Raw genomic sequence first — 21,089 nt, 5'->3', positions numbered from 1 at the left:
GGTATCCACACCGGCTTCGGCGGATGACCGCGACATGCGGCGCATGACGGATAGTGCCCGATTCCGTGCCCGTTGCCATCCGTCCCGGTCGATGCGCTCACCCGGCCGCATCTTCCCCCAGCGCCTGGATGAACCGCGAAAACAGCTCGGGCTGCGAAGAAATGCCGAGCTTCGCGTACAGATGGCGTCGATGCACCTTCACCGTTTCGGGCGAGATCGCCAGCCGTTCGGCGATCGCCTTCGACGAATTGCCGCGCAGCACCATTCTTGCGATCGACATCTCGCGGTCGGTCAGCACGCCCGCGCCGAAGCGCGCAAGCGCCTGTTCGACGCGTGCGCCGAGATCGGCATCGGGCGTCGCGCGCGCGGCATCGCCCACCAGCCGCCAGTGCTGCCGCATTGCCGCGAGCACCCACGGCATCGCGGCCGTCAGCTTGCCGAGCGGCTCGACGTCGAAGCGTGCGGCCGCACCGAGCGACAGCGACAGCAGCGTGTCGGCGTTCGGCCGCACGAGGATCTGGATCTCGTCGTCGCCGACTGCATCGCGGAAGTAGCTGAGGAAATACTCGCTCTGCCGGAACAGGTCCGGCGCGACTTCCTCGAGCCGGTAGCAGCCGTCGGCGAGCCCGTCGTGCGCGGCCTGCAGGAACGGGTCGAGCAGATAGACGCCGTTCAGGTAGAGCGGCACGGGCGATGCACTGTCGGTGCCGCCCGTATCGTATTCGTCGAGCACGAGCGGCACGCCATCGCGGCCGACCGCGGTCGCGAGCGCGTTGTCGAACGGCACCATTTCATTGAGCAGCAGCACCAGGAACCGCCAGAAGCGCGGCTGGCCGAGATGATCGATTGCGCGGCCGAGCGCCTGGTGCATCGCGATTTCGGAAAAGAGACGATCCATACCACCACCGGAAGAGCGTAACACGAAGGGGGAATAGCGGTCCTGAAATTGGCTTCCTAGACTGCCACGCAATCAATCGGGCCCGAGTATGGGTGTTCAAAAAAAGGCGGCAAAGGAACAAAGGAGCACGAAATGGCGATGATGTCGGAATCGACGGGCAGCCTGCAAGCGGCGCCTGCAACGGAGGACGCGCCGCGCGCGTTGTCGCAGACGCTCAGCGTCCGCGATGCGGTGATGATCACCGTATCGGGCGTGACGCCGGCGAGTTCGATCTTCGTGATCGCGCCGTTCGCGATCCAGCAGGCGGGCAGCGGTGCCGTGCTGTCGTTCGTGCTCGGCGGCGTACTCGCGCTTGCGTTCGCGCTCTGCTACGCGGAACTCAGCGCCGCGCACCGCAGCGCAGGCGGCGAGTACGTGATGGCCAAGCGCGTGTTCGGCACGCTGCCGGGCTACCTGACCTTCATCACGGTGCTCTCCGTCAGCGTGTTCATCCCGGCCGTGCTCGCGAGCGGCGCCGCGCCCTACCTGAACAACGCACTCGGCACGCACTTCAGCAACCAGTCGGTCGCGCTGACGATCGTGCTGCTCAGCTATCTGCTCGGCATGCTGAACATCAAGACGAACGCGTGGATCACCGGCGCGTTCCTGGTCGTCGAGATCGGCGTGCTGATGCTGATCGCGGGGCTCGGCTTCGGTTCGCCGCATCGCGGCGCCGACGTGCTGATCGCACCGGTCGTCGCGAGCGGCAACGCGCTCGTGCCGGCGACGCTCGCAGCCATCGTGCCGGCGATCGGCACCGCGATCTTCTGCTACAACGGCTTCGGCTCGGCCGCCTATCTCGCGGAAGACCTGCGCGGCGGCAACCGCAACGTCGCGAAGGCGGTGATCTATTCGCTGCTCGTGATCCTCGTCGTCGAACTGGTGCCGCTCACGGCGATCGTGCTCGGCGCGCCGTCGCTGACGGAACTGACGAAGAGCGCCGACCCGATCGGCTATGTGGTGCGCTCGCTGAGCAACCCGGCCGTGTCGCGCGTGGTCAGCGGCGGGATCTTCCTGTCGGTGTTCAACGCGATCATCGCGATCGTGATAACGATGGGCCGCCTGCTGTACAGCAGCGGCCGGCACGCGCTCTGGTCGCGCACCTGCAACCGCGCGTTCTCGACGATTCATCCGCGCCTCGAATCGCCGTGGCTCGCGACGATCGCGCTGGCGGTGCCGTCGGCGGGGCTCGTGTTCGTGTCGAGCCTCGACGAGCTGACCGCGTTCACGGTCGACCTGCTGCTGCTGATCTACCTCGTCGTCGGGCTGGCCGCGCTCGCGAGCCGGTTCGTGCGCCGCGACGTCGAGCATCATTACCGGATGCCGCTGTGGCCCGTGACGCCGCTCGTCGCGGTGGCGGGTGCCGCCTATACGCTCTACACGACGCTGGCGACGGCGACGAAGTCGACCGACCTGATCATCATCGCGGGGCTGCTGGTCGCCGCACTCGTGATGTACGCGGTGTGGGCGCGCCACAGCGAAGCGTTCCGCGCGCTTTGAGCGCAGGATTGGCACCTGGCGACATCGACATACCGAACCACTGAAAGACTGGAGGAACTGCATCATGCGCACGAGGGATCTCGGCATCCGCATCGGACTCGGTACGCCGGGCCGCTTCAACGCGATCACGGACGTACCGGGCGTGCGGGTCGGACATTGCACGCTGAACGTCGAGAACGGCGACGCGTCGATTCGCACCGGCGTGACCGTCATCGAGCCGCGCGCGGGCACCGCGCACGATTCGCCGTGCTTCGCGGGCGTGCACGTGCTGAACGGCAACGGCGACGCGACAGGCCTCGAATGGATCCGCGAGGCCGGCCTGCTGACGACGCCGATCGCCTATACCAACACCCACAGCGTCGGCGCGGTGCGCGATGCGCTCATCGCGAACGAGCGCGAAGCGGCGGCCGGCCGCGTGTACTGGTGCATGCCGGTCGTGATGGAAACCTACGACGGGCTGCTGAACGACATCTGGGGGCAGCATGTGAGCGCCGCGCACGTGCAGCGCGCGCTGGCGGCCGCGCAGTCGGGGCCGGTGGCGGAAGGCGGCGTCGGCGGCGGCACGGGGATGATCTGCCACGAGTTCAAGGGCGGCATCGGCACCGCGTCGCGCGTGCTCGCGGCCGACGCGGGCGGCTGGACCGTCGGCGCGATCGTCCAGGCGAACTACGGTGTGCGCGAGATGCTGCGCGTTGCCGGCTACCCGGTGGGCGAAGTGCTGCGGCACGTGCATTCGCCGTTCCGCGAACAGGCAGCCGGAGGCGAGCCGGGCATGGGCTCGATCGTCGTGACGATCGCGACCGATGCACCGCTCCTGCCGCATCAATGCACGCGCCTCGCGCAGCGTGCGAGCGTCGGGCTCGCACGCGTCGGCGGCGGTACCGAGGATTCGAGCGGCGACATCTTCCTGGCGTTTGCAACGGGCAACGACGGCCTGCCGGCCACGAACTACGGCAGCAAGGGCGCGCCGACCACCGATCTGAAGATGGTCAACAACGATCATATTTCCGCGCTGTTCGTCGCGGCGGCGGAAGCGGTGGAGGAAGCGATCGTGAATGCGCTGGTCGCGGGCGGCAACGTCGAGTCGCGCGGTGCGCGGGTCGAAGGGCTCGGGCAGGCGCGCCTGCTGGATGCGTTGCGCGAAGTGGGGTGGCGGCCGGGGCGCGGCGCCTGAAACGGCAAGCGCCGCTTCAATCGAAGCGGCGTGAGAGGGGGCGGCGATGCGGCGAGCGGCCGGACCGCCGTCCGCCCGCGCATGCGCTGCATGCCGTGCGGGCGATGCGGGCCTGGCCGTGACGTCGCGGCGTCACGCTCAGCTGCCGAAGTAGATGTTGCAGAAGCTGACCGGGCCGACGCAGGCGTTCGGGTCTTCCTGCTTCGATTGCGAACGATCGACACGGCCCGCGGCCTTGACGGCTTCGGCGCGGTTCGCCTGTTGCGATGCGGCGTCTGCCGGCGCCGGCTGCGCGTGGGCGACGGCAGCGGTGAGCGACAGGGCAACGAGGGCGAGGTGCAGCGGCTTCATTTTGGTTTCTCCTGGGTGAGTGCCAGTCGCGCTGGCAGTGAGGAAACTATAGGCTCGCACTGCTTAGAGATTAATCACCGCGGCTGTAGAGCTTATTTCCATCCGGAACAAGGATCCCGTTGCGCCCGCACCGATCGTCAATGGCGGTGCCGGTTGAACGGTGCGTCCTTGTCGAGCAGCGCGCTGCGCATGAAGTGCAGGCAGCCGACGATCCGCTGCATGCTTCGGCGCGCATCGGGCACCGCGTACCATGCCTGCAGCGTGTGCTGCGCCGCGCGGATCGCGAGATTCACCGATTTCAGCGTGCGTGCGTGATGGCCGGGCGTCGGATCGTCGAAGAAGCGCGGCAGCTCGTGCAGCACCGCATCGATCGACGCGGTCCAGCGCAGCGTCTGCGGCGGCCTCGATGCACTGAACGCATGCAGCTCGTCGCGCAGGTCGATCACCGCATGGCCGACCTCGAGCGTCGACAGCATCCAGCGCATGGCGTCGCGGTGCTGCCGTGTCCGCCGCACGAGGAGCGTGCGCAGTTGCGCCATCAGGTCGTGGGTGCTCGACTGGAAGCGCTGCGCGAGGCCGTCCGGCGCGCCTTTGCTCGCGAGCGTGACCTGGCGGCGCAGGTCGTGCGCGATGCGGCCGGTGAGCCAGGGCATGTGGGTGGGAAACACGACCGCGAATACGAGCGAGCACGCGAGCATCGCGACGACGATCGCCAGCCCGTTGTTGATCAGCACCTCGGGCGTATAGGCGATCGCGTTGTCGGGGCCTGCGAGCAGGCAGAAGAACACCGCGAAGCCGATCCCGTAGCCGGACAGGCCGGGACGCATTGCCAGGAAGGCACCGAGGCCGAGTACCGGCGCCAGTGTCGCGCACAGCAGCGGGAAGCCGTCGATGTTCGGATACACGTAGCACAGGAACATGTAGCCGACGGCGGTCGCGAACGCCGCGCCGACGCTCATCTGTGCGACGAACTTCGGCGCACGCGGCGACGTCGAGCTGAGCGCGCACGCGATCGCGGTGGCGATCACCGCGAGCGACCCGCTCGGCCATTCGGACGCGATCCAGAACGCGCTCATCGCGCCGACGGCGACGACGGTGCGCAGGAACGCGAAGCCGACGAAGAACGAATTGGTCTTCACCGCGTAATGCGTGACGGAGCGCTCGAACGCGTGATCGTCCTGGTCGAGCGACGCGTACGTATCGGCGTAGCCGAGGTATTCGCCGACGAAGCGGTACAGCAGTTCGATCGCGGTGTCGAAATCGAGCAGGCCGCCGGCCGCATGCGCTTCGACGGTGCGCCGCGACGCACGGGCCGCCTTGGGCAGCGCGCTGTGGAAACGGCGCAGTTCGAGCGGCGCGCCGGTGGCCGGCGTGACGCCGCGCGGCCGCTCGTCGCGCAGTGCCGCGAACCGTAGCGCGAGCGCGTCGACATGCGGCGCGAGCGCATCGAGCACTGCGTCCGAATGGTTCGCACGCAGGCGTTTGACGAGCTGGTGCAGCGCATGCAGCCGCGTGCATGCGTTCATGAACTCGCTGTTCAGCCGTGCGAGCCGGCGGCTGCGCGCGCGGATGTGCGGATCCTCGAACGACGCGAACGCGCGGTTGGCCTCGAAGCCGACAATGTCGTCGACGAAATCGGCGAAGCGCCGCTCGAAATCGCCGCGCGCGACGTCGCCCGACAGCGCACCGGCAGTGAACGCGGCGAACGTCGCGTGGCGCGCGCTCAACGAGCGCATCAGCGCCTTCGCGGAACTGAGCGGCAGGATCAGCGCGCTGACCGCGCCCGAGCACGCGATGCCGAGCGCGACCTCCGCGGCGCGCGTGAGCGCGGACTGGAACAGCGTCTGCGGCGTCATCACGGCCGGCAGGCCGATGAGCGCGGCCGTATAGCCGGCGAGCACGAAGCCGTACCAGCGGAAATGGCGGTTGCGGACCGCGAGCGCGATGCAGCTGCCGATCCACAGCGTGATGCCGGCCATGTACAGCTCGGGCTGCTGCGCGAACAGCCCGCCGAGCGCGAGCGCGGCGACGAGGCCGGCCGCCGTGCCGAGCACGCGATAGAAACTCTTGGCGAACACCATCCCCGACAGCGGCTGCATCAGCACGAACACAGTCGTCATCGCGGTGCGCGGCTGCGACATCTCGAGACGCATCGCGATGCCCATCGCAAGCAGCGCCGCGAGCACGGTTTTCGCGAGATGCAGCCAGATCAGCCCGTCGGTCACGGCCCAGTCTCGCGCCGCGTTGCCGAGCGGATCGAGCCATCGCCTCCATCGGTCCGGTTCGATGGAAGATCGCGCGATCGCAGGTTGTGGCTTCATGAAAAGAGGGGGCTCGTACGGGGCCGGGGCACGATGCCGCGGCGCGTCCGAACGGGTCCGTTCGACTGGTGAGGCGCCGATTGTAGGAGGGCGGCGCTTGCGCATTAACGCAGCTGCGGGGAAACGATAGTTGCAGCCGGAGTAACAATCTGTCGCATCCCGTGGAGGAAAATAGCGGTTCCGCTACAGGTTGCTCACAGGAATGGATACCCTACAAAACATGCGGGTGTTTTCGCGCGTCGTCGAGACGGGCAGCTTCACGGCCGCCGCGCAATCGCTGAATTCGACGACGGGTGCAATGTCGCGCGCGGTGTCGGAACTGGAGGCGCGGCTGCGCACCCGTCTGATGAATCGCTCGACGCGCCGTCTCGCGCTCACGTCGGCCGGCGAAAGCTATTTGCGGCGCTGCCGCCAGATCCTCGCCGACGTCGACCGCGCGGAAGAAGAGGCGAGCTGCGCGCACGAGCGCCCGGCCGGCGTGCTGCGCATGCACAGCTTCGCGAGCGTCGGCCATCACTATGTATTGCCCGCACTGACGCGCTATCACGCGCAGTTCCCGGACGTGTCGATCGAGCTGTCGCTGTCGCAGCGCATGCCCGACCTGTTCGACGGCACGAGCGACATGGCCGTCGTGACCGCGTCGTCGCTGCCCGATTCCGAACTCGTGTCGCACCTGCTCGGCTCGACGTTCAGCATCCTGTGCGCGTCGCCCGACTATGTGAAACGGCACGGCGCGCCGGCCCGTCCGCACGATCTCGCCGCGCACGCCTGCCTGACGCTGTGTACGCCCGCGTTCCCGACGCACGAATGGGTGCTCGAAGGGCCCGAGGGCGTCGAGCAGATTCACGTCGCGGGGCCGGTGCAGACCAATACGGCCGAATCGCTCGCACTCGCGATCCGCGACGGCATCGGGATCGGCATGCTGCCGCTGTACTCGGCGATCGACGCATTGCGCGACGGCACGCTCGTCCGCGTGCTGCCCGCGCACATCCTGCAGAAGATGAACGTGTACGCGCTGTATCCGTCACGCCGCTTCGTCGATGCGAAGGTGCGGACCTGGGTCGAGATGCTGCGTGCGCAGGTGCCGGGCATGATCGCGCGAGACGTCGAGATGCTGAGCGCGATCGATCGCGAACCGCAGGCTGCCTGAACGCCGGGCGCACACGCGTGCGTCGTTTCGATAGTCGTTTCGATGCCGGCTTCTTCACGCATGAGCGCTACACGCCTTGCCCGCTGAACATCCTTCACGCGGGCGAGGCGCTTTGTCACGTCGTCACGGCGCGGGCTTCGCTGCCGCACCGGATTCGGTTGCCGGCTGGCCGGCCGGGCCGTACGCGGCCTGCGCCGCCTTGTGTTCGGCGAGACGCTTCGCCTGCAGCCGTGCCTGCGCCGCCATGATGTCCTCCGGATAGTTGTCGGCTTCGCCATGCGCCGGGTTGTAGCCGACCGATTCCAGATCGATCAGCTCCTGCAGCACCTGCGCGCGCGTGACGGGCGACTGTGCCTGCTGGGCGAACGACAGGGCCGGTGCGGCAAGCAGCACGGCAGCGGCGGCGGTAACGACGAGCGATTTCACGAGGTTCTCCTGAATACGGGGTGGGGTGGCCGGATCGATGCGCGACGCATGGCCCGAGCCTTCGACGCCAGTCTACGTAGCGGCTGCACGCGCAAAAACCCCGATTCCAGGCAGGCTGCCTTCCAGATGGAACAACATTGGCGCCTGTCGCCCGCGGCGAACGAACTCAGGGTTCGAGGCCGGCGGGCGACGCGGCATCACACTGGTCAGAAGCGCGTGCGCATGCCGATCGTGCCGACCACCTGGTTCGCCGTGCTCGATGCGCCGCCCGACGTGTTGATGAACGCCTGGTAGCCGCGGCCGGACGCATGCTGGAACATCGCTTCCGCGTACAGGTCGGTGCGGCGCGACAGCTTGTACACGGCCTGCAGGTCGACCTGGTGCCACTTCGGATCGGTGCCGTGCTTGCTGTCGGGGTTCGACACGCTGGCGTCCGTGTACACGTAGGCGGCGCCGAGGCTGACGGCCGGCGTCACGGCATAGCGCACGTTCACGTCGTAGTTGTTGAATGCGACCTGGCCGGTGGAGCCGAACGAGCCCGTGTTGTCGTATTGCGAGCGCGTGTAGACGAAGCCGACGGTCGCCGGGCCGAACATGTAGCTCACGCCGCCGCCGTACGTGCGCATGCGGTCCGAGCCGATCGACCAGCCGCCCTGGCTCACGCTTTTCGCTTCGGCCGAATCGGTCGCGCCGGGGCTCGCGCTCGTCGAGCCCTTGGTGCCGTTCATCTGCAGGTACGCGCCGGCCAGCTTCAGCGGGCCGTTCGTGTAGCTCGCCGCGACGCTGTACGCGCGGTTGGCGCTGAAGCTCGTCGAGTTCGAGAACGCGTACATCGCGCCGACCTTGAAACCGGAGAGCGACTCGCTCGTGTACTTGACTGCGTTGTTGATGCGCAGCGAGTGATTCAGGTTGTCGTTGTCGAACGGATGCGCGAAGCCCGCATCGCCGAAGTCGCCTGCCGTGGCGGACAGCGGTGCGACGAAATCCACCATCGTGTCGTACTGGCGGCCGAGCGTCAGCGTGCCGTAGCCGGCCTGGCTGAGGCCGACATACGCGTGGCGGCCGAACAGCTTGCCGTCCTGGCCGAGCCCGCCGTTGTTCACGTTGAAGCCGTTTTCGAGCACGAACAGCGCCTTCAGGCCGCCGCCGAGATCCTCGGTACCGCGTACGCCGAAGCGGCTGCCGTTGACCGTGCCGCTGGCCATGCGCCACTGCGACGCGCCGTTCACGTTGTTGGTATATGCGATGCCGGCGTCGATCAGGCCGTACAGCGTGACCGAGCTTTGCGCGTGGGCGAGCGGCGCGAACAGGGCGGCGGTGCATGCGCCGGCGATCAGGGTTTTTTTCATGGTGAAATTCCTGCGTGTGGGACGGGAAACAAAAGTTCGGCGCAAGTGTAGGGGCGCGGTCGCCCGATTCCGGGGTACCGGGATGCGAGCGCTCCTTTGCGCGTTGCGCAAGAGTCCGTCATACCGCCTTCACAAAGCGACGCGAGGGCCGCACGCCGGGCGTTCTCGCCCGCCGCCCGCCGCGCCCCGCGGGTTGGCCGCAGGCGGCATGTCGCGCATCGACAACATGCGGGCCGCCAAGGACGGAGTTGATCGCCGCGCGGCGGACGCGGAGAATGGACACTCCGATGCCGAGATCCGGAGACAACCCATGGCTACTGCCCGTCGTCCGTCGTTCAGCTCCGCCCTGTGCTACCGCAATCCGAAAGCCGCGCTGGACTGGCTCGAGCGCGCCTTCGGCTTCGAACGCTTCATCGTCGTGACCACGCCCGACGGCAATATCGCGCATGCCGAGATGAAGTTCGGCGATGGCATCGTGATGGTCGGCGGCGCATGGGCCGATTTCGTCGCGTCGCCGGAAGACACGGGCGATCGCAATACGCAGAATGTCCATGTGCATCTTCCCGACGATGCGGACATCGATGCGCATTGCGAACGTGCGCGTGCCGCCGGCGCGGAGATCCTGCAAGTGCCGGCCGACCAGTTTTACGGTGAGCGCGTGTATCGCGCGCGTGACCCCGGCCGGCATGTGTGGACCTTCGGCAAGCACGTGCGCGACGTGACGAACGACGAGATGAGCGCGGCGACCGGCCTGAAGATCGACGACTTCAGGTAAATGCCTGCGCGCGTCGCCCGCATTCCTTTTCCTTAACATGCGGCCCGCCGCGGCCGCCTGACGACCGGACCCACATGAATCTCTTCAACGTACGCCTGCGCGGCCGCGACGGCCTGTTCACGATCGGCATCGACGGCGGCACGATCGCGCGGATCGATGCGCAAACTGCACCGATCGCGTTGACGAACCCAGACCATATCGATGGCGGCGGCCGTCTCGCGATTCCGCCGCTCGTCGAGCCGCATATCCACCTCGATGCCGTGCTGACGGCAGGCGAGCCGGCATGGAACATGAGCGGCACGCTGTTCGAAGGCATCGAGCGCTGGTCCGAACGCAAGGCGACGATCACGCACGAAGACACGAAAGCACGCGCGCATGCGGCGATCGGCATGCTGCGCGACCACGGGATCCAGCACGTGCGCACGCACGTCGACGTGACCGATCCGACGCTCGCCGCGCTGAAGGCGATGCTGGAAGTGAAGGACGAGGCGCGCGGGCTGATCGACCTGCAGATCGTCGCGTTTCCGCAGGAAGGCATCGAATCGTTCGAGGGCGGCCGCGCGCTGATGGAGCAGGCGATCGACCTCGGCGCGGATGTCGTCGGCGGGATTCCGCATTTCGAGAACACGCGCGAGCAGGGCGTCAGCTCGATCGGCTTCCTGATGGATCTCGCGGAACGCACCGGCTGCCTCGTCGACGTGCATTGCGACGAGACCGACGATCCGCATTCGCGTTTTCTGGAAGTGCTCGCCGAAGCGGCGCGCGTGCGCGGGATGGGCGCGCGCGTCACGGCGAGCCACACGACCGCGATGGGCTCGTACGACAACGCGTACTGCTCGAAGCTGTTCCGGCTGCTGAAGCGCGCGGGCCTGAACTTCATCTCGTGCCCGACCGAAAGCATCCACCTGCAAGGGCGCTTCGACACGTTTCCGAAGCGGCGCGGCGTCACGCGCGTCGCGGAACTCGACCGCGCCGGGCTCAACGTGTGCTTCGGGCAGGATTCGATCAAGGATCCGTGGTACCCGCTCGGCAACGGCAACATCCTGCGCGTGCTCGATGCGGGCCTCCATATCTGCCACATGATGGGTTACGAGGACTTGCAGCGCTGTCTCGACTTCGTGACCGACCACAGCGCGACGGCGATGCATCTCGGCGACGGCTACGGCATCGCGGTCGGGCGTCCGGCGAATCTCGTCGTGCTCGACGCGGACAGCGACTACGAAGCCGTGCGGCGGCAGGCGAAAGCCACGCTGTCGATGCGCCACGGGAAGGTCATCATGCGGCGCGAGCCGGAGCGCATCGCGTATCCGGATTGATGCGGAAGGCGGGCCATCGTGGCCCGCTGGCCGTCAAGTATTCGCAAAATACATCAGTCGATTCGAAAAATACGTTTGTCTCATGATGGGCGCGGGCCTACGATTCGGTCCTGACGACGACGTGCAACTTGTGCACCGTCCTTTCGATCTTCGTTCGCCGACCCCATGCGCCTCGATCTCCCGTCCGCTCCCGCATACTCTCCGCCGCCCGCCAGCCCGTTCGCGCGTCTGGCCGTCGTCACGGTCCTGACCGGCATCGGCGCGGGCCTCGGCGGCATGCTGCTCGCGTTGCTGCTGCATGCGATCCAGCACGTCGCGTACGGCTACAGCATCGCGCACGTGATCGGGTCCGAGAGCTTCCTCACTGGCGTGACCGCGGCCGACCCGCTGCGCCGGCTCGCGGTGCTGGTCGGCTGCGGGATCGTCGCCGGCGGCGGCTGGTGGGCGCTTTACCGGTATGGCCGGCCGCTTGTCAGCATCCGCCGCGCCGTGCGTGCGGCCGATCCGCGGATGCCGTTCGTCAGCACGACGGTTCACGCGCTGCTGCAGATCGTCACCGTTGCGCTCGGCTCGCCGCTCGGCCGCGAAGTCGCGCCGCGCGAGATCGGTTCGCTGCTGGCGGGGCGGCTTGCGCACGCGGCGGCGCTCACGCCCGACGACTGCCGGCTGATGGTCGCGTGCGGCGCCGGCGCGGGCCTGGCGGCCGTCTACAACGTGCCGCTCGGCGGTGCGGTCTTCGTGCTCGAAGTGCTGCTCGGCACGTTCGAACTGCGTGCGCTGGTCGTGGCGGTCGTGACATCGGCCATCGCGGCCGTCGTCGCGTGGATCGGCCTCGGCAACGAGCACCAGTACACGGTGCCGGCATTCGTGCTGAGCACGCCGCTCGTCGCCTGGTCGATCGTCTGCGGGCCGCTGTTCGGTTTCGCCGCGTACGGCTTCGTGCGGCTCACGACGCGTGCGCGAGCGGACGCGCCGAAAGATTGGCGGCTGCCCGTGTTCGCGCTGGTCAATTTCGCGGTGATCGGTGTGCTCGCGATGCGTTTTCCGCAACTGCTCGGCAACGGCAAGGGGCCGGCATCGCTCGGTTTCGACGGGACGCTGACGATCGGTGTTGCCGCTGCGCTGCTCGTGCTGAAGGTGCTGATCGAGGCCGGCAGCCTGCGGGCCGGCGCGGAAGGCGGGCTGCTGACGCCGGGCCTCGCGAACGGCGCGCTGCTCGGTGTCGTGCTCGGCGGGCTGTGGAGCCTCGTGTGGCCGGGCGCATCGCTCGGCGGATGCGCGCTGATCGGCGCGACCGCGTTCCTGGCCGCGTCGATGCAGATGCCGATCACGGCCGTCGTGCTGCTGCTCGAATTCACGCGCGCGAATCACGACAGCCTCGTGCCGATGCTGCTGGCCGTGGCCGGTTCGCTCGTCGCGTGTCGGTTCGTGCAGCGGGTGGTCGAGCAACGGGCGAGGGCGGTTGCGAACGCGAGCGCGCCGGTGACGGCGGTGCGTTGATGCGCGGTCGGCCATGACTCTCCAAGGCGGCGCAGATCGTGCCGCCTGTCTCTGTTTTTCTCGTTTCCCTGTTGTGACACCTGACACGACGCGATCGTGACCGTGCGCTCCAAAGCGCCTCCGCCGGTTCTGTGCAAGAATCCGCGCGTTTCCGCGCCTCCACCAACAACGATACGCGCGGATGTCCCTATCAGGAAACGAGGAGCTCAAGTTGATCCAGCGCATTTCCCGCTTCTTCACGCAGGTGGTTCACCGCGTGTTGCCCGACCCGTTGATTTTCGCGATCCTGCTGACGATCGTCACGTTTGCACTTGCGTTCGGCCTCACGCCGAACACGCCCGTGCAGCTCACGACGATGTGGGGTTCGGGCTTCTGGAACCTGCTCGCGTTCTCGATGCAGATGGTGATGATTCTCGTCACCGGCCACGCGCTCGCGAGCTCGCCACCCGTGCGGCGCATGCTCGTCGCGCTCGCGAGCACCGCGCGCACGCCCGGGCAGGGCGTGATGCTCGTGGCGTTCGTTGGGGCGCTGGCCTGTGCGATCAACTGGGGCTTCGGCCTCGTGCTCGGCGCGATGCTCGCACGCGAAGTGGCGCGCCGCGTGGCCGGCAGCGACTACCGGTTGCTCGTCGCGTCGGCCTACATGGGCTTCCTGAGCTGGCACGGCGGGCTGTCGGGATCAGTCCCGCTCGTTGCGGCCACGAAGGGCAATCCGATGGAGAAGACCATCGGGCTGATTCCGGTGTCGGATACGATCTTCACCGGCTACAACGCGTTCATCACGATCGGGCTGATCGTGATGCTGCCGTTTCTCGCGCGGATGATGATGCCGAAGCCGGGCGACGTCGTCAGCGTCGATCCGGCGCTGCTCGCCGAGCCGCCGAGCGTCGAGCGCGCGCTCGGGCCCGATGCGACGTTCGCGGAACGCCTGGAGGAAAGCCGCGTGCTGTCGGTCTTCGTCGCGGCGCTGTGTGCGGCGTTCCTCGTGCTGCGCTTCGTGCAGAAGGGTTTCGCGCTCGACATCGACACGGTGAACCTCGCGTTCCTCGCGGCCGGCATCCTGCTGCACCGGACGCCGATGGCCTATGCGCGCGCCGTGGCCGGCGCGGCGCGTGGCGCGTCGGGGATCATGATCCAGTTCCCGTTCTACGCGGGCATCCAGGCGCTGATGGATCACTCGGGGCTCGCGGGCGTGATCACGAAGTGGTTCGTCGATATCGCGAACGTGCACACGTTCCCGCTGCTCGCGTTCCTGAGCTCGGCCGTGATCAATTTCGCGGTGCCGTCGGGCGGCGGCCACTGGGTCGTGCAGGGCCCGTTCGTGATGCCGGCCGCGCAGGCACTTGGCGCCGATCTCGGCAAGGCCGCGATGGCGATCGCGTACGGCGAGGCATGGACCAACATGGCGCAGCCGTTCTGGGCGCTGCCCGCGCTGGCAATCGCGGGGCTCGGCGTGCGCGACATCATGGGGTATTGCGTGACGACGCTGCTGTTCTCGGGCGTGGTGTTCGTCGCGGGGATGTATCTGTTCTGACGTCGTCAGGCGAGAGGCGGGCGGGGCGGCGCCCGCCCCCCAGCTTGATTCCAGCCTGCCTTTCAGCCGCGCGACCGCACGTCGGCGCGCTCGTGCCCGTGACGCAACGCGAGGCTCGCGAACGCCGCGATAACGAGCGCGACCGCCAGCAGCGTCAACCCGTTCTTCGCGTTGCCGGTCGCCTGTTCGATCGCGCCGACGACGGTCGGCCCGACGAAGCCGCCGAGCAACCCGCAGGTATTCACGAGCCCGAGCCCGCCGGCCAGCGCGCTGCCGGCGAGCCGCGACGCCGGAAACGTGAACACGATCGACTGCACGACGAAGAACATCGACGCGGCCACGCATACGCAGAGCAGCCCGGCCAACGGCGACGCGTGCGCGGCGCCGATCATTCCGGCCGCCATCACGACGAGCCCCGCGCACAGCATCCGCCGCGAATGACGCGACTCGCGTGCGAAGCGCGGCAGCGTCCCGGCTCCGAGCGCGGCGGCGAGCCAGGGCAGCGACGTCAGCAACCCGACCGCGACCGGCGACAGACGCCCCGACGCGCCAATGATCCCCGGCAGGAAGAAGATCACCGTGTAGATGGTCAACTGGTGGCAGAAGTACACGAAGATCGCGAGCCAGATCTGCGGGTCGCGCAGCGCGGCGCCGAACGCGTGGCCGCCGTGCGCGGCCACGCCCGCGTCCTGTTCGGCGGCCAGCTTGCGCTCGAGCGCGCGGCCGGTTTCCGGGGCGAGCCACGGCGCGGCGCTCGGCCGGTCCGGCAAGCGTGTCCACACGACGAACGCGAGCAGGATCGCCGGAATGCCTTCGACGACGAACAGCCATTGCCAGCCATGGAAGCCGAGCGTGCCGTCGAGTTCGATCAGCGCACCGGCCAGCGGCCCGCCGACGATATTCGCAATGCACACGCCGAGCAGGAAATAGCCCGTCGCACGTGCACGCTCCTCGCGGCCGAACCAGTACGTCAGATACAGCATCACGCCGGGAAACAGGCCGGCTTCGGCGACGCCGAGCAGCAAGCGCATCACGTAGAACGACGTCTCGCCGCGGACGAATGCCATCGCGACCGACAGCACGCCCCACGTGATCATGATCCGCGTGATCCAGAAGCGTGCGCCGACGCGATGCATGATCAGGTTGCTCGGAATCTCGAAGAGCGCGTAGGTGAGAAAGAACAGCCCCGCGCCGAGCCCGTACGCGGCCGACGAAATGCCGAGATCGACGCCCATCGAATGTTTGGCGAACGCGATGTTGGTGCGGTCGAGAAAGCTGATCACATACGCGGCGATCAGCAGCGGCATGAGTTTTCGGAACAGCAGCCGGTTCAGCGACGCGTTCGCGTCGGTCGCGGCGGACGACAGGGCCTGAGCGTGATGAGTGGACATACGGACGACTCCGGTAAAAGCGAACCGGCGCGCACGGCAAGCACGGCGCGCCGCGTTCGGCAAATGCCGCTGCGATGCAGGCAGCGGATGGGCAGTCGACGGAGCCGCGCCGGCGGCGCTCGAACGGAGCGGGGCGATCAAGGGCGTCCTGGCGCCGGCCGGCTCGGGCCGGCGCCTTGTCACTGCGCTTGCGGATGCGGGTGTTCGGGTGGCGACCCGGCGATCAGAAATTCACCGCGTCGCCGCCCTTGAGCGCGAGCATCGCGCGCGCCTCGGCCGGCGTCGCGATCTCGAGCGACAGGCCTTCGAGCACCTGACGCATTTTCAGGACTTGCGCGGCGCTCGATTCCGCGAGCTTGCCGGGCGCGATCCACAGCGAATCCTCGAGCCCGACGCGCACGTTCGCGCCTTGCGCGGCGCCGATCGTCGCGAGCGGAATCTGGTTGCGGCCCGCGCCGAGGATCGACCACACGTAATCGCTGCCGAACAGGCGGTCGGCCGTGCGGCGCATGTGCATCAGGTCCTCCGGATGCGCGCCGATTCCGCCGAGCAGGCCGAACACGCTTTGCACGAAGAACGGCGGTTTCGCGAGCCCGCGATCGACGAAGTGCGCGAGGTTGTACAGGTGCGAGATGTCGTAGCACTCGAATTCGAACCGCGTGCCGTTCGCGCCGCAGCGCGTGAGGATCGTCTCGATGTCCGCGAACGTGTTCTTGAACACGAGATCGCGGCTTTTCTCGAGATGTTCGCGCTCCCACGGATGCTTCAGCTCGCGGAAGCGCTCGAGCATCGGGTACAGCCCGAAGTTCATCGAGCCCATGTTCAACGAGGCAACCTCGGGCTGGAAATGCAGCGCCGGCTGCAGCCGTTCGTCGACCGTCATGTGCGGACTGCCGCCCGACGTGAGGTTGATCACCGCGTCGGTCTGCGCCTTGATGCGCGGCAGGAATTCGGCGAACACGGCCGGATCCTGGGTCGGCTTGCCGTCGGACGGATTGCGTGCGTGGAGGTGCAGGATCGCCGCGCCGGCCTGCGCGGCCGCGACCGCGGCGGTTTCGATTTCGTGTGGTGTCACGGGCAGGTACGGCGACATCGACGGCGTATGGATCGCGCCGGTCGGCGCACAGGTGATGATGACTTTGCGAGCGTTTGCCACGGATGGATTCCTTTCGATGAACGATTCTGGGTGCGTCAGAGCACTTCGACGTTGCCGCAGACGGAGATCGCCTGCCCCGTGATCCCGTGCCCGCCCGGCGAGCACAGGAACAGCGCCGTCGCGGCGATCTCGGCCGGATCGGTCATGCGCCGCAGCGAGATCTTCTCGAGATAGCGCTGCTCCATGTCGTCGTAGCCGATGCCGAGCTGCTGCGCGCGAGCCTCGATCACGCGGCGCATCCGTGGGCCGCGCACGATGCCGGGCTGGATCGCGTTCACGCGGATGCCGAGCGGCCCGAGCTCGATCGCGAGACTCTTCACGAGGCCGACCACCGCCCACTTGGTGGCCGCATACGGCGTGCGGAACGCATAGCCGAGCCGGCCGGCGACCGACGACAGCGCAATGATCGCGCCGCCGTGTTTCGATTCGCGCAGCAGCGGCACGGCGCGGCGCGCGAACTGGAATTGCGCGTTCAGGTTGATCGCGACAGTTTGTTCCCACTGCACGGGGTCGATTTCGTCGATGCCGCCGGTCGGGCCGGCGATACCCGCATTGTTGACCAGCACGTCGAGGCCGCCGAGCCGGGTCGACACGTCGGCGAACACGCGCTCGACGGCGGCCGGGTCGGATACATCGGCCAGCGTCGCGCTGATCGCGCCGGCCGCGGCACGCGGCGGCCGGTCGGCGAGCGCCGCAATCGCCGCTTGCGACGCGTCGCATACATGCACGTGCGCGCCGCACTCGGCGAACGCGTCCGCGATTTCAAGACCGATGCCCGACGCGCCGCCCGTCACGAGGACGCGCAGGCCGTCATAGGGTTTCAGCAGATCGGAAGCTGTCATGCCGGGTTGTCTCCATCGTTGATGTCGTTGCGGTCGCTCGTGTGTCGGGCGGCCGTCGCAAGCGGCCGCTACGGCTTCGCGTTCACGGTCCGCGGGGTCTGTTCGGCCCGCAGCGTCTCGGCGAGATCGTGTGCGGCGCCGCCGATGTCGAGCGCGATGCCGGCCCGCACGCCCGCGCCGTCGCGCCGTTCGAGCGCATCGACGATGGCGCGGTGCGCGTCCATCGAGCGCCGCATGTGCGGGATGTCGAGCGCGACCATGTTCAGGAACGGGCCGACGCGCATCCACAGGTTCTCGACGATCGCGAGCGTGTTTTCGCTCGCGCCATGCGCGTAGATCGCGCTGTGGAACGCGAAATTGCTTTGCAGGTAGGCGCGCGAGCGGCCGGCCTCGACGTGTGCCTGCATCGTCTCGCAGGTCTTGCGTACGGCCGCGATCTGCGCGTCGGTCATCCGCCCGCACGCGCGCTCGGCGATGCAGCCTTCGAGCGCGATCCGCACGTCGCGCAGTTCGTCGAGCATGTCGAGCGTCATCGGCGGCACGACGAGCGCGCGATTCGGGCCGTCGACCAGCGCGCGTTCGGCACGCAGCCGCGTGAGCGCAGCACGCACGGGCATCGTCGACGAGCCGACCGCCTCGGCGACGCTGCGCAGGCTCAGCGCCTGGCCAGGCGCGAAACGGCCGCTCATCAGCGCTTCGCGCAGTTGCTGGTAGACCTTGTCGGCCATCGTTTCCTGTTCGATGGCTTTCAGTGCGGGCGGGACGATACGAGGCGCCAAGACGGGGTTCTCCGAGGTTTGATCTGCGATCTGTGATCACACTTGCGATGTGCGAAGTGTTGACGATCGGAGGGGGCGAGTCAAGTCGAACGGCATCGGGGAAAACGCGGGGTGGGGTGGGCGAAGAGGCTGGCGGCGACAGTCGGCAATATTTTTCCGCGTCGGGGTTTGATTCGATCCTAGAGGCCCGGCTGGGGGAAGGCGATGGAGGCGAGCATCCGGGGCGCGACCATTGTTACTTCAACGAACCGGCCGCGCGGTATCGTTCCGATCGCGCAAATTTTTGGAGCCTGTCATGAGGGGAGTCCGGATCGCAGCCGCGTTGGCGTGCATCGCATTTCAACCGGCGATGGTCGTGGCGAAGGAAGCCGCACAAGCGGCACCTGAGGCAGGCTCACGAACTTATCTCCAGAACTTCAAGGACATGGTGCTCGCGGAGTGCCTGGCTACCGCATACAAGCAGGCGCCCGGCGCGAGCAAGGACATCGGCAGCAGCACCAGCGCGTTGCGCGACTGGACCGACTACGACATGGAACGCGCGCCGGACGTCATTCATGCGCTGGTCGCGAAGTATCTGGCTCGAGACTATCGGAATCCGGTTGTCGAACCGGAGGTCAGGGACGTGAAGTTCGACTTCCTGAAGTGCATCGATCTGTATCACGGGAAGGAACTCGACGCTGCAACGAAGCAACTCGTATCGCGCCCGAACCGTACCTACCGGGCCGAGCATCCGCCGAAGCCGCAGTAGCGGTCGAACGCCGTTGCGCCACGCAACGGCGCGCCGCATGCCATTTCACCGTCGCTACTCAAGCGTCCGTATCGAATTGCTGATCCCGCGTGCGCAGTCGATCACCGCCGGCGCGAGCTTGCGGCGCGCGTCGTCGAACGTCCAGCGGCTCGTCGGCGCGACCACGTGCACGGCCGCGACTGGCTGCCCCTGGCTGCCGAGCACGGGCGCCGCGATCGACATGTCGCCGATGAACAATTCTTCCTGGTTGGTCGCGTAGCCTTCGCGCCGCGCGCCTTCGAGCAGCGCGACGAGATCGTCGAGCGCCGTGACCGTGCGCGGCGTATATGGCGTGCGCGCCATGCCGTCGAGCCGCGCGCGTGCGTCGCCGGGCGGCAACGCGCTCAGGAACGCGCGGCCGCTGCCGGTGCAGTACATCGGGATGCGGCTGCCGATCGGCATGTGGATCGGCACGAACTTCGTCGACACGAAACGCGCGACGTACACCATCTCGTCCTCGTCCGGCTCGGTGAGGTTGGTGGTTTCGCCGGTCAGGTTCGTCAGCTCGGACAGGAACGGATTCGCGACGTCGATCAGCGTATCGGCCGCGAGATAGTTGAAGCCGATTCGCATCACGTGCGGCGTGAGCTGGTAGCGCCGCGTGACCGGATGCTTGCGAATGTAGCCGAGCTTCTCGAGCGTGTAGACCATCCGCTGCGCCGAGCTTTTCGTCATGCCGGCGGCGTCGGCCACTTCAGCCAGCGTCATCGTGCGTCGCTTCGCGCTGAACGCGCGCAACACGTTCAGCCCTTTCTCCAGCGACTGGTTGAACAGGAGGTCGTTTGCTTGGTCGGGCGACGTTTCCATGGCGAAGGGCGGAATCGATTCGATGTTACATCATAGCGTATCGAATATCGATACGCAAAAATCTATTTGCGATGTTTTTGATTCGTTTTAAGATCAAGCCATCGTCGCAGTGTCGATCAGCGACCGGCCGGCGCACCGGATTATTCGAGAGGGAGTCACCATGGTTCCGTTCATCAAGCGGTTCGGCGCACTGGCCGCCGGTTTCGCCACCTGTATCGCACTCTCCACGGCATCGGCTGGCGCCGTCGCGGCCGAGCCGACGCTCAAGGTCGGTGCGACGGCCACCGGCGTGCCGTTTACGTTTCTCGACGTCAAGAGCAATTCGATCCAGGGGATGATGGTCGATGCGATTACCGCGGCAGGGAAGTCCGCCGGGTTTCGCGTCGACGTGCAGCAGACCGTGTTCTCGGCGCTGATCCCGTCGCTCACCACGCAGAAGATCGACATCATCTCGGCCGCGATGCTGAAGACGCCGGCGCGCCAGCAGGTCGTCGATTTCTCCGACACGGTCTATTCGTTCGGCGAAGGCCTGATCGTGAAGGCGGACGACCCGGGCCGCTATACGTCGATGGACGATTTCAAGGACCAGGTGGTCGGCGCGCAGGTCGGCACCGCGTTCGTCGACGCGCTCAACAAGAAGGGCATCTTCAAGGAAGTCCGGACCTACGACTCGATCGCCGACATCATGCGCGACGTCGCGCTCGGGCGCATCAAGGCCGGCTTCGCCGACCAGCCGATCGTCGCGTATCAGATCGAGCACGGCGTCAATCGCCAGGTGCGGCTCGTGCCGGAATACCAGAGCGTCGTGAAGGGGCAGGTGTGCTTCATCGTGCGCAAGGGTGACACCGCGACACTCGAACAGCTCAACGGCGCGATCCGCAAGATGAAGACCGACGGCACGCTGCAGCAGATCCTGCAGAAGTGGCACATGAGCTGAGCGTCGGCATTCGCTTCCCGACCGGCATCGCCCGCGCGTCGCGGGCATCCCCAGCGG

The 21,089-nt window shown here is 67.3% G+C and carries 19 protein-coding genes; 9 read left to right on the top strand and 10 right to left on the bottom strand.

Annotation, left to right across the window (positions count from 1 at the left end; translation table 11 throughout):
* Positions 1-97: 97 nt before the first annotated feature.
* A complete protein-coding gene (locus DIE03_RS04125; RefSeq protein WP_124447746.1) occupies positions 98-898 on the bottom strand; it encodes a LuxR C-terminal-related transcriptional regulator in 801 nt (266 codons plus the stop codon).
* Positions 899-1,030: 132 nt separating this feature from the next.
* Here DIE03_RS04125 and DIE03_RS04120 point away from each other — a divergent pair, with 132 nt between their 5' ends.
* A complete protein-coding gene (locus tag DIE03_RS04120; RefSeq protein ID WP_124447744.1) occupies positions 1,031-2,437 on the top strand; it encodes an APC family permease in 1,407 nt (468 codons plus the stop codon).
* A 64-nt stretch (positions 2,438-2,501) separates the two neighbouring features.
* Positions 2,502-3,611: a P1 family peptidase gene (locus DIE03_RS04115; RefSeq protein WP_124447742.1), complete on the top strand. Its 1,110-nt coding sequence runs from the start codon at positions 2,502-2,504 to the stop codon at positions 3,609-3,611.
* 138 nt (positions 3,612-3,749) lie between these two features.
* Here the strand turns inward: DIE03_RS04115 and DIE03_RS04110 are convergent, their stop codons facing one another.
* Both DIE03_RS04110 and DIE03_RS04105 read right to left on the bottom strand, forming a co-directional pair.
* Positions 3,750-3,962 (bottom strand): hypothetical protein, encoded by a 213-nt coding sequence (locus tag DIE03_RS04110; protein ID WP_124447740.1) that lies wholly within the window; start codon positions 3,960-3,962, stop codon positions 3,750-3,752.
* 137 nt (positions 3,963-4,099) lie between these two features.
* Positions 4,100-6,283, bottom strand: coding sequence for an FUSC family protein (locus DIE03_RS04105; protein WP_124447738.1), 2,184 nt, complete (start codon positions 6,281-6,283; stop codon positions 4,100-4,102).
* Positions 6,284-6,485: 202 nt separating this feature from the next.
* Here DIE03_RS04105 and DIE03_RS04100 point away from each other — a divergent pair, with 202 nt between their 5' ends.
* Positions 6,486-7,433, top strand: coding sequence for a LysR family transcriptional regulator (locus DIE03_RS04100; RefSeq protein ID WP_124447735.1), 948 nt, complete (start codon positions 6,486-6,488; stop codon positions 7,431-7,433).
* Between the two features lie 123 nt (positions 7,434-7,556).
* On the opposite strand, the gene DIE03_RS04095 is transcribed toward DIE03_RS04100, so the two are convergent.
* Complete coding sequence (locus tag DIE03_RS04095; RefSeq protein ID WP_124447733.1) at positions 7,557-7,859, bottom strand: DUF4148 domain-containing protein; 303 nt, start codon at positions 7,857-7,859, stop codon at positions 7,557-7,559.
* 206 nt (positions 7,860-8,065) lie between these two features.
* On the bottom strand, positions 8,066-9,208 hold the full coding sequence (locus tag DIE03_RS04090) for a porin (protein WP_124447731.1): 1,143 nt from the start codon (positions 9,206-9,208) through the stop codon (positions 8,066-8,068).
* Positions 9,209-9,518: 310 nt separating this feature from the next.
* On the opposite strand from DIE03_RS04090, the gene DIE03_RS04085 reads away from it, so the two are divergent.
* The 4 genes from DIE03_RS04085 (at position 9,519) to DIE03_RS04070 (ending at position 14,333) form a co-directional block, all read left to right on the top strand.
* Entirely contained in the window at positions 9,519-9,983 is a 465-nt protein-coding gene (locus tag DIE03_RS04085; protein WP_124448134.1) for a VOC family protein, read from the top strand.
* Positions 9,984-10,057: 74 nt separating this feature from the next.
* The gene (gene codA, locus DIE03_RS04080) at positions 10,058-11,299 is read left to right on the top strand and encodes a cytosine deaminase (protein ID WP_124447729.1); all 1,242 of its coding nucleotides are present in this window, start codon (positions 10,058-10,060) and stop codon (positions 11,297-11,299) included.
* Between the two features lie 165 nt (positions 11,300-11,464).
* Complete coding sequence (locus tag DIE03_RS04075) at positions 11,465-12,799, top strand: chloride channel protein (RefSeq protein WP_124447727.1); 1,335 nt, start codon at positions 11,465-11,467, stop codon at positions 12,797-12,799.
* 211 nt (positions 12,800-13,010) lie between these two features.
* On the top strand, positions 13,011-14,333 hold the full coding sequence (locus DIE03_RS04070; RefSeq protein WP_124448132.1) for a TIGR00366 family protein: 1,323 nt from the start codon (positions 13,011-13,013) through the stop codon (positions 14,331-14,333).
* 62 nt (positions 14,334-14,395) lie between these two features.
* Here DIE03_RS04070 and DIE03_RS04065 read toward each other — a convergent pair whose 3' ends face one another.
* The 4 genes from DIE03_RS04065 to DIE03_RS04050 form a co-directional block, all read right to left on the bottom strand.
* A complete protein-coding gene (locus DIE03_RS04065; protein ID WP_124447725.1) occupies positions 14,396-15,724 on the bottom strand; it encodes an MFS transporter in 1,329 nt (442 codons plus the stop codon).
* A gap of 223 nt (positions 15,725-15,947) precedes the next feature.
* A complete protein-coding gene (locus DIE03_RS04060) occupies positions 15,948-16,880 on the bottom strand; it encodes a 3-keto-5-aminohexanoate cleavage protein (RefSeq protein WP_006482842.1) in 933 nt (310 codons plus the stop codon).
* A gap of 35 nt (positions 16,881-16,915) precedes the next feature.
* Positions 16,916-17,722 (bottom strand): SDR family oxidoreductase, encoded by an 807-nt coding sequence (locus tag DIE03_RS04055; RefSeq protein ID WP_124447723.1) that lies wholly within the window; start codon positions 17,720-17,722, stop codon positions 16,916-16,918.
* 68 nt (positions 17,723-17,790) lie between these two features.
* Positions 17,791-18,501 (bottom strand): GntR family transcriptional regulator, encoded by a 711-nt coding sequence (locus DIE03_RS04050; RefSeq protein WP_124447721.1) that lies wholly within the window; start codon positions 18,499-18,501, stop codon positions 17,791-17,793.
* 295 nt (positions 18,502-18,796) lie between these two features.
* Between DIE03_RS04050 and DIE03_RS04040 the strand changes: the two genes are divergently transcribed.
* Entirely contained in the window at positions 18,797-19,249 is a 453-nt protein-coding gene (locus tag DIE03_RS04040) for a type VI secretion system amidase immunity protein Tai4 (RefSeq protein ID WP_124447717.1), read from the top strand.
* A 54-nt stretch (positions 19,250-19,303) separates the two neighbouring features.
* Here the strand turns inward: DIE03_RS04040 and DIE03_RS04035 are convergent, their stop codons facing one another.
* On the bottom strand, positions 19,304-20,095 hold the full coding sequence (locus DIE03_RS04035) for an IclR family transcriptional regulator (RefSeq protein WP_124447715.1): 792 nt from the start codon (positions 20,093-20,095) through the stop codon (positions 19,304-19,306).
* A gap of 160 nt (positions 20,096-20,255) precedes the next feature.
* Here DIE03_RS04035 and DIE03_RS04030 point away from each other — a divergent pair, with 160 nt between their 5' ends.
* Complete coding sequence (locus tag DIE03_RS04030; RefSeq protein ID WP_124447713.1) at positions 20,256-21,032, top strand: ABC transporter substrate-binding protein; 777 nt, start codon at positions 20,256-20,258, stop codon at positions 21,030-21,032.
* Positions 21,033-21,089: the final 57 nt, after the last annotated feature.

The organism is Burkholderia sp. Bp8992, from assembly GCF_003853705.1.
Lineage (GTDB): Bacteria > Pseudomonadota > Gammaproteobacteria > Burkholderiales > Burkholderiaceae > Burkholderia.
Note: the sequence above shows the minus strand (reverse complement) of the source record. Positions and strands in the feature narration are given on the sequence as shown.